Genomic DNA, 14,920 nt, shown 5'->3' on the forward strand with positions numbered 1-14,920 from the left:
TTATGCATAGTTTATTAAAAAATATAATTATTAATTTTTTGCTTCATCTCAGGGATATCTTCTCTTGTTACGGTAAAACGAATCACCTTCTCATCAAGATCAAGCGCCTCAGCGAATAATCCAGCTAAACCACGAGATTTTCTATCTACTTCCATAATAATTTCTAGTCGATCGTATGCACGTGGCAAGATTAATAATTCTAATTCATCTAATTTCCCATAATACTCTCCAGAAACTGGAATAAACTCAAATTCTTGTGCGAATGGAACTTGCTTACGTAATCGATGCGGTAATTCTTCACATTCTATATGACGTGCTTTAAACCCTAATTCATTTACACTATCTAAAACACTACTTAATAATGCATTGGGTAACACTTGAACGTAGTCGCGGTCACTTGGGTCTATACTACGTTTAATATCAAGACCTGTATGAATCCAAACCGTTTTCATACCAAGTGTAAGTGGTGCTTCAATTGGCATTGGAAAAGAAAATGGAATTTCAACTTTTTCATTCGGTTCTATAGAAAATGGTTCTGTTAAGCGTACTCGCTCTAAATCATACGTTGCTGTTACTTTTTTATCATCCACTTCTCGTACATACGACGTCGATAATGTTAAGTAAATGCTTTCAATTTGCTGGCTAACTGAACCCCCAGTTATATGAACCTTTCCAACTATTTCTTCCCCAACAATATACTCATCTTTTTCAAGAACAGTATCTACCTTTGCACTTCCAATACCAACGCTTGCTAAAAACTTTTGAAACATGGAGTCTCCATCCTTTCTAAAGCAGAAGCTACATCTTGTTTTAAATCTTGTACATTCTCATAGTACGGCGTTTTTATTTGTAACATTCGCATAAGCATTTCGCGATTATAATTTTCCAAAGTTAATTCTTCGTACCATGGTTTTTCCTGTTTTTCATTAGATTCATATCCTGCATATAATAAAAATAACGAGAAATGACCGAGTGCATAAAAGTCGCTACGAAAGTGGACTTCTCGCATCAAAGCTTGTTCACCTTCGTAAGTTGTAGCTCTCTCATCACCCTCACCTTTCCATTTAGCCAATCCAAAATCAATAATACTAATTTGATTTTCTTTCATTAATATGTTTGGAATGCGTAAATCTCGGTGAATAATGCCTTCACTATGAAACACCGATACAATTTCTAATATTTCATATAAAATCTCAAAAACTTCACGTTCTGTATATACATACCCATCTATGAAAATATAATCTTCAAAATTTTTACCAGGCATGTACTCCATCACAAAGAAGCTCTTTTTCTCCCATATGAAATGATCATACAGACTAGGAATTGCATGATGATTTAATGTTTGTAAAATCATTTTCTCTTGTTCAAATGATTTTCTACCAGACTCATATCTTTGTTTACTTTGTCTTAATTGTTTTAAGACTTTATATCTATTTACTTGTAAATCATTAACGACATATGTGACCCCATAACTGCCCATTCCAATTACTGATTCAATTTTATAACGTTCTGCAACAATTGTATTTTTCCGCAGTGGTCTATCAAATAATGCTAGTACACGACGCCATTTCATCAGCTACTTGAAAAGAAGCTACGGCTTTTACGTTTTCTTTTATAATGTTGATGTCCATAACCAGATGAACGTCGTTTATAATCGCTACTTGAATACGAGCGCCCTCTACGACGATAATCACTACTTGAATACGAACGATATTTTTTCTTTCCTAATAAAGAATCAATAATTTTTTTGAACATCCCTTCACCTCTTGAGTAAAATTTCATTTTAATTATACCAATAATTATTGACTATATTTGTGACAGGTTTGTAAAGAGTAAAAAAACGACGAGTTATGCCCGTCGTTACTTTCATTCATCCTCTTCATCAAAAACTTCATCAATCATGCATTTCTCTAATAAATACTCAAATGTAATATCTGCGAGATCTTCAATTTCTTCTCGTTTCGGGACGTACCCTCTTTCAATTAGTTGCTCATAAAAAAACTCCGCAATCTCTTCCGTATCAATCACGACTTCAATTTCCTTCATGAGCATCACTCCTTTATTTCTGTTTTATGAAAAAATCTCAAAATTATGTATATGAGATTAGAAAAATAGATTTTATTTTTTTATAGGTCATAAGCTTTGGACGAGATGCATACGATTGTAGTACAAGCTATTCAAAGGGGGAAATAATAATGGAAAATCAATATGAAGTAGGACAAACAAAAGAAGAGTTCATGCATGAAGATCAATGGGCAGACTCTCTTATAAAGTGGCTTTTTATTTTTTTAATAATTGTAGGCATACCTTATACTGCATATGTTGTTGTTCAATTTATTCTCTCTTTCTAGTTAACTATTTTTTCTCTGTCAATTTAACTAAATAATTATGAACAACATCCATTACAATTTTATATTCTTCATCTTTAAATGTATCGAACAATAATTGATAATCGTTATAAATATCAAGTAATCCATCAATGATTTCTTGACGATTCGTCTTAACACTCACTTTTTTCGAGTTGTTAATTGACTTTAGCTTACCTAAATCTAATTTATTCATACCTGCTTTATCTTGTTTCAGTTTCTTCAAAATTGCATTTGCCGTTTGAGCATTGGCAAGTAACGTTAAATCTGACTCATCCGCTTCTAACCATTCACCATCCGTAATCCGTGACAATTCATAAATTGTATCTTCCCATGCGTCATTCTTATATCTCCATACTTCTGTACGAAAACCAACAATACGGAAAACATCTTTATCATATCCAGTTACTTGCACAAGATCACCAAACGTGAAATTATAATTTAATTCAATCCACTCCGTATCGCCCTTTTTCATATCTTGCTCTGTAACGTGCTGCAGCGTTTGCTCTACGTAAAATCCATCGTGATTATTGACTTCGTATACATAAACTCCATCTAAAACCTTCATATTTGTGATTTTCCCAACGGTTCCATATAGCGTAATCACGACTATGTCCCCTACGTTGTATTTAGGTTGTTTTTTTCTTGCCATCTCTATCTCTCCTTTTTTTGACGTCGTGATTTTGATATCAGTATATGCAACCTACATAAAAACGCTTATCACAGAAGCTTATATTCATAAATTTTTTCAATAAAAATTATAATCTTATAAAATTTACGTTACACTCAAAAAAAAGCTAGTAACTAGACTAGCTTCAAATCAACAAATTTCATATAAAAAAACATACAGAATACTTCACTTTAAACAAAGTAATGTATTCTGTATGTTTTCAAATAGTTTTTATCTATCTTGTATGTATAAATCCCAGGCTTCATCAAATATAGACATACTTTCTAGCATTCCGCTCAACTCTAAGTATGAACTAATTTCATCATAGTCTTCAGATTGCTTCGGAAAACTTAAATCATCATACATCGCCTCTGCTAAATCTGAAATTTCATTTCTAAATAAAGCTGCACGATGCTTCATCATATAATGGTAAAATGTCTTTTTCAAAAATATTCCCTACCTTTCTAACTTGGGTACATTATACAAGGCAAAAAAGAAAAAAACCAGCATAAAAGCTGGTTAAAAGTCGAAGTAATTTCTTTTTAATAGACGTGGTCTTCCCATTAATTCTTCATATGTTAGTTGTTTTGGTAAATCTTTCGTATAAATTAAAAATAACTGATCTTCAATTTCTTTTACTGTATGGTCTGATTGATAGTCCATCCCGCACGAGGAACAAGAAATACATGGTGTCTTTTGGATTTCAATGGCTTTCGTACCATCTGGTAATTCCCAATATACAGTATTCAAGCTTTCTTTCGCTTCTGTACTGTCACACCACATACAATTCATACTGCATCACCCTCAGTTTTTTTGTCGTTTTCTTCTAATTTAGCCATTTGTGCTTGATATTTTTTATCTTTTAATTGATCACGCTTATCACGTTTATCTTTTAAAGATGCATGAGTATCATTATCTTCGTAGTCTTTACGACGGTTCATACGCTGTAAGTCGTCTGGAACGAGGTTAAATTTCTTATCGCTCATAAGACCTGCGATACCAACATCTGAACGTTTTTCTTCGTAGTTCGGATAAATCTCTTTAAAGTATCCTTCCGCTCTTCCTGGAATATAGCTCTCTGGCTCTGGATACGTCGTAATAACACCTTCAAAGTTACGAAGTACAACTTTATCTGCACTTTGTGAGATTAAATAGTTTGGTTGAAGTGCAATTTTACCGCCTCCACCTGGCGCATCAACAACGAATGTCGGAACTGCATAACCAGATGTGTGTCCACGTAAACCTTCAATAATTTCAAGACCTTTAGATACTGGTGCACGGAAGTGACCGATACCTTCAGATAAGTCACATTGATAAATGTAGTATGGACGTACACGGATTTTTACTAAGTCATGCATAAGTTTTTTCATAATTGGAACGCTGTCGTTAATACCAGCTAAAATTACTGCTTGGTTTCCGACTGGAACACCAGCATTCGCTAACATTTCACATGCCTTTTTCGATTCTTCAGTAATTTCAATAGATGTATTGAAATGTGTATTTAACCATACTGGATGGTATTTTTTAATAATGTTACATAAATTTTCTGTAATACGTTGTGGGAATACTACTGGTGCTCTCGTTCCGATACGAATAATCTCAACATGCGGAATCTCTCGTAAATTTTTCAATACATATTCTAAAATTTTATCGTTAATTAGAAGTCCATCACCACCGGAGATTAATACATCTCGTACTTGTGGTGTTTCACTAATATAAGCAATCGCATCATCTAATTGTTTCTTCGGTACACCCATTCCAATTTGTCCACTAAAACGACGGCGTGTACAGTAACGACAATACATAGAACATTGATTTGTTACTAAGAATAGTACACGGTCCGGATAACGATGTGTTAGCCCTGGAACTGGTGAATCTTCATCTTCGTGAAGCGGATCTTCTAAATCATATTTTGTTTTATATAACTCTTCCGAAATCGGTACTGATTGCATCCGAATCGGACAGCGTGGATCATCAGGATTCATTAGCCAAGCATAGTACGGTGTAATGTTTAACGGGATCGTTTTCGTTGAAATTTTAACGCCCTCTTCTTCTTCAGGTGTTAAGTTAATTACTTTTCTTAAGTCATCTAACGTTTTGATCGTATTCGTTAATTGCCAAACCCAATCATTCCATTGCTCTTCAGTAACATCTTTCCATAATTCGATATCCTTCCAGTGACGATTTGGTTTGTATACATCATGTAACATTGCTATTCCCCCTTTTTATACGCTCACCCTTTATATAAGCAATAGTTATGCCAACTTTACATTGTTGATAAGTAAATGTGCGGAGAACCCTATTATATAAGCGAAAAAATATTTTTAAGCGTTGTATGAAATCAATACTTAACATTATATTCATTACTTTATATATATGTAAACGCTCTTTTATTCGTGCAAACACACAAAAACCGCCGATTATTCGGCGGTTTTGTCGTACTTGCTCAGTTTATATTGAAGCGTTTGACGAGGGATACCTAACATTTTTGCGGCTTGTAATATATTCCCTTCCGTTTCAATCAACGCTTGATCTATTAATTCTTTTTCTGTTTGATGAAGTGCTTCTCTAAGTGGCATTATACCCTTCTTCTTCGAAAACTTCTCTTTCCGAAATGTACGTGGTAAACAATTGGCTGTTAATGTATTCCCTTCTGCAATAATAACAGCATGTTCAATCGTATGTTTTAACTCCCGGACATTTCCAGGCCACTGATAAGCTTGCAGTCTATCTTTCGCTTCCTCATCAATTTGAAGTACACCTTTTTTATAACTTTTATTATATTCTTCCAAAAAATAAGATGCTAATAATAGTACATCCTCAGTTCTTTCACGAAGTGGTGGGATATATAATGAAAATACGTTTAAGCGATAATATAAATCAGTGCGAATTTTATTCTCTCGTAAACATATTTCTGGAGGCTGGTTCATTGCGGTAATAACGCGAACATCTACTTTTCTCGTCTTATTATCACCAATTCTTCTAATGACTCCATCTTCTAACACTCGTAACATTTTTGCCTGCAAATCAAGAGGCATTGAATTCAGTTCATCTAAAAATAATGTACCACCATCAACAAGTTCAAATAGCCCAGCTCTTTCAATCGCTCCTGTATAGCTTCCTTTTGTCGTTCCAAACAATAAACTTTCTAATAACGACTCTGGTAAAGCTGCACAGTTTTGTGCAATAAATGGCTTGTTTTTTCTTTTAGAAGCTTCATGAATTGCTTGTACGAACAGTTCTTTTCCTGTTCCTGTTTCACCATATATTAAAACATTTGCGTCTGTTGGTGCTACTTTTTGTGCTAGCTCTTTCGTCTGTTTAAACCGCGTATCATTTGTCACTATCGTCTCAAATGCAGCATGCTTTTTAATCAATTTTTTTCTAGATGACCGTTTTATTTTCGACTGTAAATCAACAATTGTGTCAGTAAGTTTTTGAATTGTAGAGTAATCCTTTGCAATTTCAACAGCCCCGGCAATATTCCCATCTATAAAAATAGGTAACGTCGTATTTACTGTACAAACATCTTCACCATTTAAATTTTGATAATGCTGTACTTGATGTACGATAGGTTTTTTTGTATCTAATACTTTCATCAATGTACTCGTTTCCCTTGATAAAGACGGGAACACTTCTAACAAATGCTTCCCTAACACTTTTTCAATCTTGGATCCATCGTGTTTTGCAGCTACAGAGTTATAAAATATTGTAATTCCATTTTCATCTACAGCGTGTATAGCCTCATCAATACTGCCCAAAATCGCTTCAATGACTTCTTGTGTCGAAACTGCTAGCAATGTCATCCCCCCTTTTGCCGAAAATCCAGCAATTACATGCCGAATTTTCGGCATACCTATGTGCGATTGTAAGCATGACGATTCCGTTCTATAATTTTGATCAATTTTATATTTTAATTAGTACGGCTTGTTCGAACACCCAGCTCCACCTAACTATTTTGCTTTACAGCCGAATTTTGAGGTGGAATTTTTACTGCTTTCGAATAGCTAGATAAATCTTTCACCCATATATTCATATCTTCCAACTTATCGAAAATGTAGCAATTATTCGCCAGTCTTCCTGTATACGTATAGCCTAATTGATGAAATGCAGCATTCATTCCGAAAGAAAGCGATCGAGCAATTGTATAGGAACAGAAAATAGATTTTTCTCGGAGCTCTTCCTCTAATTTAATTAGTAAACTTTTCATAAATCCATGTTTACGATATTCAGGTAAAGTAGCACAATTTGTTAATTCTGCATTCCCTTCTTTTATATTCATTTCTGCAGATGCTGTACTAATAATTTCCCCCTCAAATTCATACACGTAGTAAATTGTATCGTCTTCTTTCATCGTCTGTAATACATAACTCGCTTCATTTAAAGGTGTCGGATACACTTCAAATACTTTTCCGAATACAGTTGCTAATTCTTCTGCATCTTCTTCAGTCGCTTTTCTCAGCAGAAATTTCTCTGGAACTACTTTTTCTTTTATTTCTTTTCCTTTTACACCGCTTAATATAGTATCTTCCTCAGTCCAATGCATACTATTTCGTCTTTCATCATTATTATATTTCACAAAAAAGTATGCATCGTGTCCTTGAAAATAATGAGGTATCGTTGCTTCCAACAAAAAACCGAAAGAGAGCCATGTTGAAACATGCTCTCCCTTTCCTTTAATAATACATTTAGTGAAAGAATGTTTCTCTGCTAGTTCGTCAATTGTCTGTATAATACTTTCAACATTTCCTGTATAGTGGTCTACTCGGATACGTTTATTAAAATAATCTAAAACGCCTTCTACTGTATAACAATTCGTCTGTTCTCTAAAAGATTCATAGTATTTCATTTTTTCACCTCACACCAATCTAGTAATGTACATGCAATAATTTTTGCGGCAGCTATCATTTTATCAACTTCTATATACTCGTTTGGATAGTGTGCTACTTTTGTCTCTCCTGGACCAAATACTATAGTTGGTACACCTGAGATTTGTGTAAATAAACCTCCATCAGTCCCCCAAGGAGATGCTTCAATAATTGGTTCGTTCCCTTCGATTTCAACAAAGTTATGATGAAGTGCGGTAATAAGTTCATGATTTTCTTCTAATTCACCAGGAACCCATCTCGCTCCAAACCATTCTACTTCTACTGGATTTTCAACAAACCAATTGTCCACATCATTTAATTCAGCAATCCAATTCTCAAATTCTACTTTTGCCGCCTCTATAGTCTCATTCGGCGCAACACCGCATCTTCCTTCTAAAATTAATTCATCGGGAACAGAACTTGGCCAACTCCCTCCTTCAATTTTCCCAATGTTAATTGGAATTGGAATCGGAATTCCTTTAAATAACGGATCTGTGATTCGACTATTTCTTTTCTCCTCTAGCTTTCTTACATGTTCTATAACAAACATACTTTTTTCAATTGCACTAACCCCTTCATAACGCGTTCCACCGTGTGCTGCTTTCCCTTTTACACGTAGACGAAACCACATGGAACCTTGTTGTTTCGGAAAAAACTTCATATTAGTAGGTTCTGGAATAATGACACCATCTGCCTTATATCCTCGTAATATAGTTGCTAATGTCCCTGCTCCGCCACTTTCCTCTTCTATTACACTTTGAAAATAGATGTCTCCTTTTAATTCAATGCTAGATTCAATAATCGCTTCCATCGCAAGCATGAGTGCGACATTTCCGCCTTTCATATCCGTCGTTCCACGGCCATATATACGATTTCCTATTCTCTCACCACTATAAGGATGATGTTCCCACTGATTCACATCCCCTTCCGGAACTACATCAATATGCCCATTTAATATCATAGATTTCCCGTCGCCACTTCCTTTTAAAGTTGCTACAATATTTGGGCTATCTGAAAAACTTGTACGGGGTGATACAAAATAAGGATGACCTTTCATTTTAGAAAAAGAAGGCTCCCAAATATCGAGGTCTAAACCTAATTCACGTAATTTTTCAATCACAATCGCCTGCGCACCGCTTTCATCACCAGATACGCTCTTTTCTTGAATTAATCGCTTTAAAAATTTTACACTTTCTTCTTCATGACTCTCAATATAATCACAAACTTGCTTTTTTAATTGCTCCACATATTACATCTCCCTTCATTCAATTACTAGTAAGTTAGAACTAATTTGAAAATCAGCTTCTGTATGTCGTTTTACATCTTCTACTGTGTATGGGCTCATTAATTCTTGTAATATAAGTCCACTCGGAGTTACCTCCATGACCGCCATATCAGTAATAATTAAATCTACACATTTCTTTGAAGTTAATGGCAATGTACACTCTGAAACAATTTTTGCATTTCCATACTTATCAACATGATTCATCACAACAACGACCCGCTTCGCTTTTTGTGCTAAATCCATTGCTCCACCAATGCCTGGAACACGTTTTCCAGGTACAATCCAGTTTGCTAAATCACCATTTTCACTTACCTGTAATGAACCAAGAATCGTTATATCTAGCAAACCTTTTCGAATCATACCAAACGCTGTACAGCTATCGAAATAACTCGCTCCTGTTATAAGAGAAGTTGGTAAACCTGCTGCGTTACACAAATTTTCATCTTCATTCCCTTTACTTGGTGTTGGTCCCATTCCGACGATTCCATTTTCCGCATGAAACATAACATTTATATCGTCAGGCAAATGATTTGGTACAAGCGATGGTATGCCAATACCTAAATTTACAATCATGCCATTTTGTATTTCTTTCGCCGCTCGCCTAGCAATCTTATCTCTCACTTCTACGCCCATACCCATTTCCAGTTCACTCCTTCCGACGGTACAATATAATTTACGAAAACACCTGGAACGACGATTTCCTCTGGATCTAAACTTCCTAGCGGGACTATTTCTTCTGCTTCTACAATTGTTATATCCCCAGCCATTGCTACGTGAGGATTCATATTTCGTGCACTTTTGTCAAAAACAAGGTTACCAAACGGATCTGACTTTTTCGCATATACAATTGAAACTTCAGCAGTTAATGCTGTTTCAACTAAATATGTCTTACCATTCATTTCAACTGTTCGTTTTCCCTCTTCCACAATCGTATCAACACCTACATCAACTAAAACACCACCAAGACCAACACCACCAGCACGAATGCGCTCTGCTAATGTTCCCTGCGGAGAAAACTCAATTTGTAATCTTCCCTCGTTTAGTTGCCTTCCTGCATTTGGGTTGGAGCCAATGTGAGAAGTAATTAGTGATTTAACCCTTTCATTTGTAACAAGACGACCGATACCTACATCAGGAAATCCAGTGTCATTTCCAACCAAATTTAAATTTGTAACGCCTTTTTCTAAAATTGCCTGTATTAAAGATGGAGGGGATCCAATCCCTCCAAATCCCCCAAACATTAATGTCATATCATCATGGAACAAAGAAATTACTTCCTCAATTTCTTTTAATTTACCGAATGTATTTGTAATAGTTGTCATGCGATACTATGCCCTCCTTTTTGCATCATCTCTTCCACACTTTTAGAGAAAATTGAAAGTAATTCATCTAACTCGGAATATGTAGTTGTCATTGGCGGTGCTACTAGCAGTGCACTATCTTCTTTTCCTGCTTGCCCTGAAACTGCTTGGTATAAAAGCAGGCCATTTTTAGCTGCAACCGAAATAAGCTCCGACGCTTTTGTAAACGGTTGCAATTCTACTCCAATTAGCAACCCTTTTCCGCGCACATCAGCAATGATTGTCGATTGTTGTTGAACTTTCTGTAAGCCTTTTATTAAATATTCTCCCTTTTCTGCTGTTTTTTCAGGGAGATTATGTTTCTCCATATATTCAATAACAGCTAAAGCCGTTGCTGCAGACAATGGATTTGCACTTAACGTATGACCGCTCATTACTGAACGTGATCCACGTAATATTGGTTCTATAACACGATCACTTACAACTGTCGCTGCCATCGGTGTATATCCCGCTCCTAGCCCTTTACCAAGTGTCATAATATCAGGTTCTACACCCCAATGCTCCATCGCAAACCATGCTCCCGTACGACCAAGCCCAGTCATTACTTCATCCGCAATAAATAAAATATCGTAATGGTTGCAAATATCTTTAATGACTTTATAATAGTCTTTTGGCGGAACAACCGCGCCTCCAGCTGCTCCGATAATCGGCTCAGCAATAAAAGCAGCAATATGCTCTGCACCAATTCTTTCAATTGATCTTTCTAATTCAGTCGCACATGCCAGCTGACAAGTTGGATATACCTTTTGAACAGGACACCTGAAACAATATGGAGCTGGTATAGTCGGATAATCTTCCAAAATAGATACGAAACGTTGTCTACGTAGTGGGTGACCAGACATCGATAACGCACCCATCGTAATACCGTGATAACTCATCCATCTCGATAAAATTTTATGCTTACCTTGAATACCTCGCTCTTGAAAATGCTGAATTGCAATTTTCATAGCTGTTTCATTTGCTTCCGTACCACTATTTACAAAGAAACTCCAGTTCAAATCTCCTACACTTAAATCACTTAACTTCTTCGCTAATTTTTCAGCTGGTTCACTCGTAAACTGTGATCTATAAACAAAAGCAATCTCCTCAGCTTGCTTTTTAATAACGTCTGCAATCTCCTTTACGCCATGCCCAATACCTGCCGTAATTGCTCCTGACGAACCATCAAAATATTTATTACCATTTTGATCATACAAATAAACACCTTTTCCATGTGAAATCATTGGATACGGCTGACCAACAAGTGGTTTAATTAAGTAATCGCGCATAGCGCTCCCCCATTTCTCCAATTTGTATATATATATGAAGAAAATTGACGTTTCTTTCATAAAAAAGAATCCTCTGCAAAAGCAGTGAATTTATCAAAAAACTATTATAAAATATACAAATGAGTGCTTAAAAATACCTATAAAACAGAAAATTCAGAACTTGAAATGAAGACCAACCCTTTTCTATACGCCCAAGTAACCCTCCCTTTTATATGAAATGACTACATCACCAAATGTTTTTATAGCATAATGCCAGCTGCCCTCAAATGCCGACATTCTGTACACTTCGACGGAACTCCCGTTAAACTCCTTCCTATTATCCTACTTTAAATTGCATATTTTAAAACAAATTTCGACAACGCTACACCTTTCTAATCAGTTCAGATTCATATTTAATATGTAAATTTTTCATTTTTAAACTATAAAAAAAGAACCGATTAACCACATTAATCAGTTCGTCATGACGCTCTCTTATGGGTTAATACTGTCAATTGCTAAAATAAATAGAAAAATCAAGTTTACAAATTCATCCTACAGCCTATAACACAAAACCTTTTCATAACTTCATTCACAATTACTATCAGGATATCCCTATCCCGAAGTGGCACCCCTTTCCTCAGATTCAAACTACCTTTCCTTTATAATTTATGTAGGACAATTATCACTTTGTATGTGTATTTGCCTATAATTAAAAAAAACCCTAGTTTTCTAGCGATTGCTGGACATGTATTCAATATGTTATTGGAATGCACTTTCAATTTGGCATTTATTTTACTTTCGTGCAATCATATGTACTGCTTTACTCTGCAAAATACTCGTAAGCACAAGCACCTCTTTATGACAACATATTTGTTGTAAATTTTTAATTTTCCCCTTTATAAAATCATTTTTTCGCATAACCGCTTTCTTGCTTCGCATATAATTTTAATGATGACAAAGGAGGAATGTTCATGTCTCAATCTGAAATTGAAAAATATGGACAAGAAGTTACGCAATACGAACAGCTCGCACGTTACTATCAGTTTCGTAATCCTAAAAAATATATAGAATTATATATGAAATATTGCGATGCACTTTCAAAACTTGTACAGGCGCATGAAACAAGGGATTCACAAGAAGCTACTTTACCGTCACATATAAGAATTTTTCATGCCGATCCAAATATACCGGCGGTTGACATTTTAGTAAACGGACAAAAAGTTATTAAAAATATTTCATTTAAGCAATTCAGCCCTTATTTATCATTAGTACAAGGTAAATACCGTATAGATATTGTCCCTGTCGGAAATGAAACTCCAATCTTTTCAGCATTGGTACCAATAATGGGAAATCATACTTATACTCTTGCTGCAATAAATAGTGATAACCACCTACAATTACAGCCTATACTTGATAATACACATTTACCAGCTGGTCAAGCCAAAATACGCTTTGCACATTTCTCTCCAGATACCCCTGTTGTAAATGTCGATTTAAAAGATGGAGATCATTTATTTGAAAATGTAATCTTTAAACAGATAACAGATTTTTTGCAAGTTAGCCCCGGTACAGCGGATATTGAAATTTCACTCGCAGATAATAAAAACGTTTTATTGACTATACCGAAATTCAATGTTGAACCAAATGTTATTTATACAATTTCAATAGTAGGTTATTCAACTAAAGATCCTAAATTAGAAGCCGTTATACTCACAAATTAAAACAGTCTACACCATTCATTTGGTGTAGACTGTTTATTTTTGAAATGCAATTTGAAATTCTGTCCAATCGTTATCTGATCGACACATAATGGACCCATTATGTTTTTCCACAATTTGTTTACATACAAATAAGCCAATACCAGTTCCTAACTTTTTAGTAGTTACAAACGGTTCAAAAATCGTTTCTACATTTTCAGCAGGAATCATTGGTCCATTATTTTTTATCACAATTCGAATAGCTTGATCTTCTTCAAATACATCAATGATAATTTTTCGTTCTTCTTTCATTGATTCAAGAGCATCAATTGAATTCATTAATATGTTTAAAAATACTTGTCTCACTTCACTTCGATAACCAACAAGCGGAATTGGATACGGTAAATTCTTTTCAATTGAAACATTCGCATTGACCAAACTCGGATATAAGAATTGTATAATGTCTTGAAACAAGTCATTAAGCCAAAACCGTTCCGATTCATTCCACATTTCTTTTTTCGATACGAGTAAAAATTGCGAAATACGAAAATTTAATTGATCTAATTCATGCGAAATAATATCTAAATACGATAAACTCGGATGATCTGCCTTTAATAGTTTGACAAATCCCATAATGGAAGTAAGCGGATTACGAAATTCATGTACAAAACTAGCTGACATTTGCCCTAAAATCGTCAGCCTTTCTTTATGTGTTTCATTAATATATTGCTGTTTTTCCTCTAAATTCTTCGATATAATTTCCGAGTATTTTAAAACGGTATAATAAATTAATTTGTCAAAACAAGTATGTATTTTTGCCATAATTGGTTTCAATTCACGAGCGCTAACATCTAATTCACACATCGCTTCGAAAAGTTCATTTCTTCCCACGTTTGCGTTATAAACAAAATCTCCAATATTCGCATCTGCTCCAGCACGTTCAATAGCAATTTTCTCGCATAACGGTTGAAGATAATTTATATCTTTATCTTCCATAGTAAGTTCGATAATCAACTCTAGTAAATCCTCTCCATTTTGAACTACTTCTAGTTTAAATGGATCTTTTTCGGAAATTATCATTTTGTTTTTCCAGTTCTCTACGAATTGGTGCCTATTGTTTTTCAAGTGTGAACAAAATATTTCTTTAATATCCTTATCGATTGGAAAAACCTCCATTCCCTCCATTTCCATACGACGAATACCCTTTATATTTTGAATATTAACACAAAAAAGATGATTCGTTAATAGATTTTTGTCACATTTTGTTAATTTCTGTTGATAAAATTATTTTTTTCTTTCTTATTTAACTAATTGTATGCAAATACCCTTTTTCCTTCACACATTTTCATTATTTCCGTAGTCAACACGACTTTTTTTTGCATCATTTTTAATTCTTGCGTACAATAGAAAATGAAAGGTGTGAAAA

At 34.8% G+C, this 14,920-nt stretch carries 17 protein-coding genes; 2 read left to right on the forward strand and 15 right to left on the reverse strand.

Annotation, left to right across the window (positions count from 1 at the left end; translation table 11 throughout):
* Positions 1-14: 14 nt before the first annotated feature.
* The 4 genes from N2V92_RS23845 to N2V92_RS23860 form a co-directional block, all read right to left on the reverse strand.
* The gene (locus N2V92_RS23845) at positions 15-770 is read right to left on the reverse strand and encodes a sporulation protein (protein WP_000486617.1); all 756 of its coding nucleotides are present in this window, start codon (positions 768-770) and stop codon (positions 15-17) included.
* Positions 752-1,573, reverse strand: coding sequence for a serine/threonine protein kinase (locus N2V92_RS23850; protein ID WP_000872072.1), 822 nt, complete (start codon positions 1,571-1,573; stop codon positions 752-754). Before N2V92_RS23850 ends, N2V92_RS23845 begins: the two co-directional genes overlap by 19 nt.
* Positions 1,573-1,755, reverse strand: coding sequence for a hypothetical protein (locus N2V92_RS23855; RefSeq protein WP_000473371.1), 183 nt, complete (start codon positions 1,753-1,755; stop codon positions 1,573-1,575). Before N2V92_RS23855 ends, N2V92_RS23850 begins: the two co-directional genes overlap by 1 nt.
* A 111-nt stretch (positions 1,756-1,866) precedes the next feature.
* Positions 1,867-2,046 (reverse strand): YozD family protein, encoded by a 180-nt coding sequence (locus N2V92_RS23860; protein ID WP_000658451.1) that lies wholly within the window; start codon positions 2,044-2,046, stop codon positions 1,867-1,869.
* 149 nt (positions 2,047-2,195) lie between these two features.
* On the opposite strand from N2V92_RS23860, the gene N2V92_RS23865 reads away from it, so the two are divergent.
* The gene (locus tag N2V92_RS23865; protein ID WP_000431485.1) at positions 2,196-2,351 is read left to right on the forward strand and encodes a DUF3930 family protein; all 156 of its coding nucleotides are present in this window, start codon (positions 2,196-2,198) and stop codon (positions 2,349-2,351) included.
* Positions 2,352-2,355: 4 nt separating this feature from the next.
* Here the strand turns inward: N2V92_RS23865 and N2V92_RS23870 are convergent, their stop codons facing one another.
* The 10 genes from N2V92_RS23870 to N2V92_RS23915 all read right to left on the reverse strand — a co-directional run bounded on the left by N2V92_RS23870 (position 2,356) and on the right by N2V92_RS23915 (position 11,818).
* On the reverse strand, positions 2,356-3,018 hold the full coding sequence (locus tag N2V92_RS23870) for a hypothetical protein (RefSeq protein ID WP_000101498.1): 663 nt from the start codon (positions 3,016-3,018) through the stop codon (positions 2,356-2,358).
* A 249-nt stretch (positions 3,019-3,267) separates the two neighbouring features.
* On the reverse strand, positions 3,268-3,483 hold the full coding sequence (locus tag N2V92_RS23875) for a YozE family protein (protein WP_000750717.1): 216 nt from the start codon (positions 3,481-3,483) through the stop codon (positions 3,268-3,270).
* Positions 3,484-3,555: 72 nt separating this feature from the next.
* The gene (locus N2V92_RS23880) at positions 3,556-3,828 is read right to left on the reverse strand and encodes a YokU family protein (protein WP_000995766.1); all 273 of its coding nucleotides are present in this window, start codon (positions 3,826-3,828) and stop codon (positions 3,556-3,558) included.
* Complete coding sequence (gene ablA, locus N2V92_RS23885) at positions 3,825-5,246, reverse strand: lysine 2,3-aminomutase (RefSeq protein WP_000902145.1); 1,422 nt, start codon at positions 5,244-5,246, stop codon at positions 3,825-3,827. The genes N2V92_RS23880 and ablA overlap by 4 nt, the downstream gene beginning before the upstream one ends.
* Positions 5,247-5,456: 210 nt before the next feature.
* Positions 5,457-6,842, reverse strand: coding sequence for an arginine utilization transcriptional regulator RocR (rocR, locus tag N2V92_RS23890; protein WP_014894777.1), 1,386 nt, complete (start codon positions 6,840-6,842; stop codon positions 5,457-5,459).
* Positions 6,843-6,985: 143 nt separating this feature from the next.
* Positions 6,986-7,885 carry a putative beta-lysine N-acetyltransferase gene (gene ablB, locus N2V92_RS23895; protein ID WP_000878599.1) on the reverse strand — a complete coding sequence of 300 codons (900 nt, stop codon included), beginning with the start codon at positions 7,883-7,885 and terminating at the stop codon, positions 6,986-6,988.
* Positions 7,882-9,150 carry a peptidase gene (locus N2V92_RS23900; protein WP_016077769.1) on the reverse strand — a complete coding sequence of 423 codons (1,269 nt, stop codon included), beginning with the start codon at positions 9,148-9,150 and terminating at the stop codon, positions 7,882-7,884. The genes ablB and N2V92_RS23900 overlap by 4 nt, the downstream gene beginning before the upstream one ends.
* Before the next feature lie 15 nt (positions 9,151-9,165).
* On the reverse strand, positions 9,166-9,828 hold the full coding sequence (locus N2V92_RS23905) for a CoA transferase subunit B (RefSeq protein WP_000525278.1): 663 nt from the start codon (positions 9,826-9,828) through the stop codon (positions 9,166-9,168).
* A complete protein-coding gene (atoD, locus tag N2V92_RS23910; RefSeq protein WP_000208111.1) occupies positions 9,813-10,511 on the reverse strand; it encodes an acetate CoA-transferase subunit alpha in 699 nt (232 codons plus the stop codon). Before atoD ends, N2V92_RS23905 begins: the two co-directional genes overlap by 16 nt.
* Positions 10,508-11,818: an aspartate aminotransferase family protein gene (locus N2V92_RS23915; protein WP_001205878.1), complete on the reverse strand. Its 1,311-nt coding sequence runs from the start codon at positions 11,816-11,818 to the stop codon at positions 10,508-10,510. The genes atoD and N2V92_RS23915 overlap by 4 nt, the downstream gene beginning before the upstream one ends.
* A gap of 950 nt (positions 11,819-12,768) precedes the next feature.
* On the opposite strand from N2V92_RS23915, the gene N2V92_RS23920 reads away from it, so the two are divergent.
* Positions 12,769-13,518, forward strand: a complete 750-nt coding sequence (locus N2V92_RS23920) for a DUF4397 domain-containing protein (RefSeq protein WP_000083277.1) — start codon at positions 12,769-12,771, stop codon at positions 13,516-13,518.
* Between the two features lie 33 nt (positions 13,519-13,551).
* Here the strand turns inward: N2V92_RS23920 and N2V92_RS23925 are convergent, their stop codons facing one another.
* Positions 13,552-14,685: a BA2291 family sporulation histidine kinase gene (locus N2V92_RS23925; RefSeq protein WP_000425087.1), complete on the reverse strand. Its 1,134-nt coding sequence runs from the start codon at positions 14,683-14,685 to the stop codon at positions 13,552-13,554.
* Positions 14,686-14,920: the final 235 nt, after the last annotated feature.

The sequence above is a fragment of the Bacillus sp. CH_48 genome (assembly GCF_038008465.1).
In the GTDB taxonomy this organism is placed as follows: Bacteria; Bacillota; Bacilli; order Bacillales; family Bacillaceae_G; genus Bacillus_A; species Bacillus_A thuringiensis_S.

What these genes read in the sequence shown, in the direction of transcription:
- N2V92_RS23845 (WP_000486617.1), bottom strand. Translation starts at nt 770, where the DNA reads ATGTTTCAAAAGTTTTTAGCAAGCGTTGGTATTGGAAGTGCAAAGGTA.
- N2V92_RS23850 (WP_000872072.1), bottom strand. Translation starts at nt 1,573, where the DNA reads ATGAAATGGCGTCGTGTACTAGCATTATTTGATAGACCACTGCGGAAA.
- N2V92_RS23855 (WP_000473371.1), bottom strand. Translation starts at nt 1,755, where the DNA reads ATGTTCAAAAAAATTATTGATTCTTTATTAGGAAAGAAAAAATATCGT.
- N2V92_RS23860 (WP_000658451.1), bottom strand. Translation starts at nt 2,046, where the DNA reads ATGAAGGAAATTGAAGTCGTGATTGATACGGAAGAGATTGCGGAGTTT.
- N2V92_RS23865 (WP_000431485.1), top strand. Translation starts at nt 2,196, where the DNA reads ATGGAAAATCAATATGAAGTAGGACAAACAAAAGAAGAGTTCATGCAT.
- N2V92_RS23870 (WP_000101498.1), bottom strand. Translation starts at nt 3,018, where the DNA reads ATGGCAAGAAAAAAACAACCTAAATACAACGTAGGGGACATAGTCGTG.
- N2V92_RS23880 (WP_000995766.1), bottom strand. Translation starts at nt 3,828, where the DNA reads ATGAATTGTATGTGGTGTGACAGTACAGAAGCGAAAGAAAGCTTGAAT.
- ablA (WP_000902145.1), bottom strand. Translation starts at nt 5,246, where the DNA reads ATGTTACATGATGTATACAAACCAAATCGTCACTGGAAGGATATCGAA.
- rocR (WP_014894777.1), bottom strand. Translation starts at nt 6,842, where the DNA reads ATGACATTGCTAGCAGTTTCGACACAAGAAGTCATTGAAGCGATTTTG.
- ablB (WP_000878599.1), bottom strand. Translation starts at nt 7,885, where the DNA reads ATGAAATACTATGAATCTTTTAGAGAACAGACGAATTGTTATACAGTA.
- N2V92_RS23905 (WP_000525278.1), bottom strand. Translation starts at nt 9,828, where the DNA reads ATGGGTATGGGCGTAGAAGTGAGAGATAAGATTGCTAGGCGAGCGGCG.
- atoD (WP_000208111.1), bottom strand. Translation starts at nt 10,511, where the DNA reads ATGACAACTATTACAAATACATTCGGTAAATTAAAAGAAATTGAGGAA.
- N2V92_RS23915 (WP_001205878.1), bottom strand. Translation starts at nt 11,818, where the DNA reads ATGCGCGATTACTTAATTAAACCACTTGTTGGTCAGCCGTATCCAATG.
- N2V92_RS23920 (WP_000083277.1), top strand. Translation starts at nt 12,769, where the DNA reads ATGTCTCAATCTGAAATTGAAAAATATGGACAAGAAGTTACGCAATAC.
- N2V92_RS23925 (WP_000425087.1), bottom strand. Translation starts at nt 14,685, where the DNA reads ATGGAAATGGAGGGAATGGAGGTTTTTCCAATCGATAAGGATATTAAA.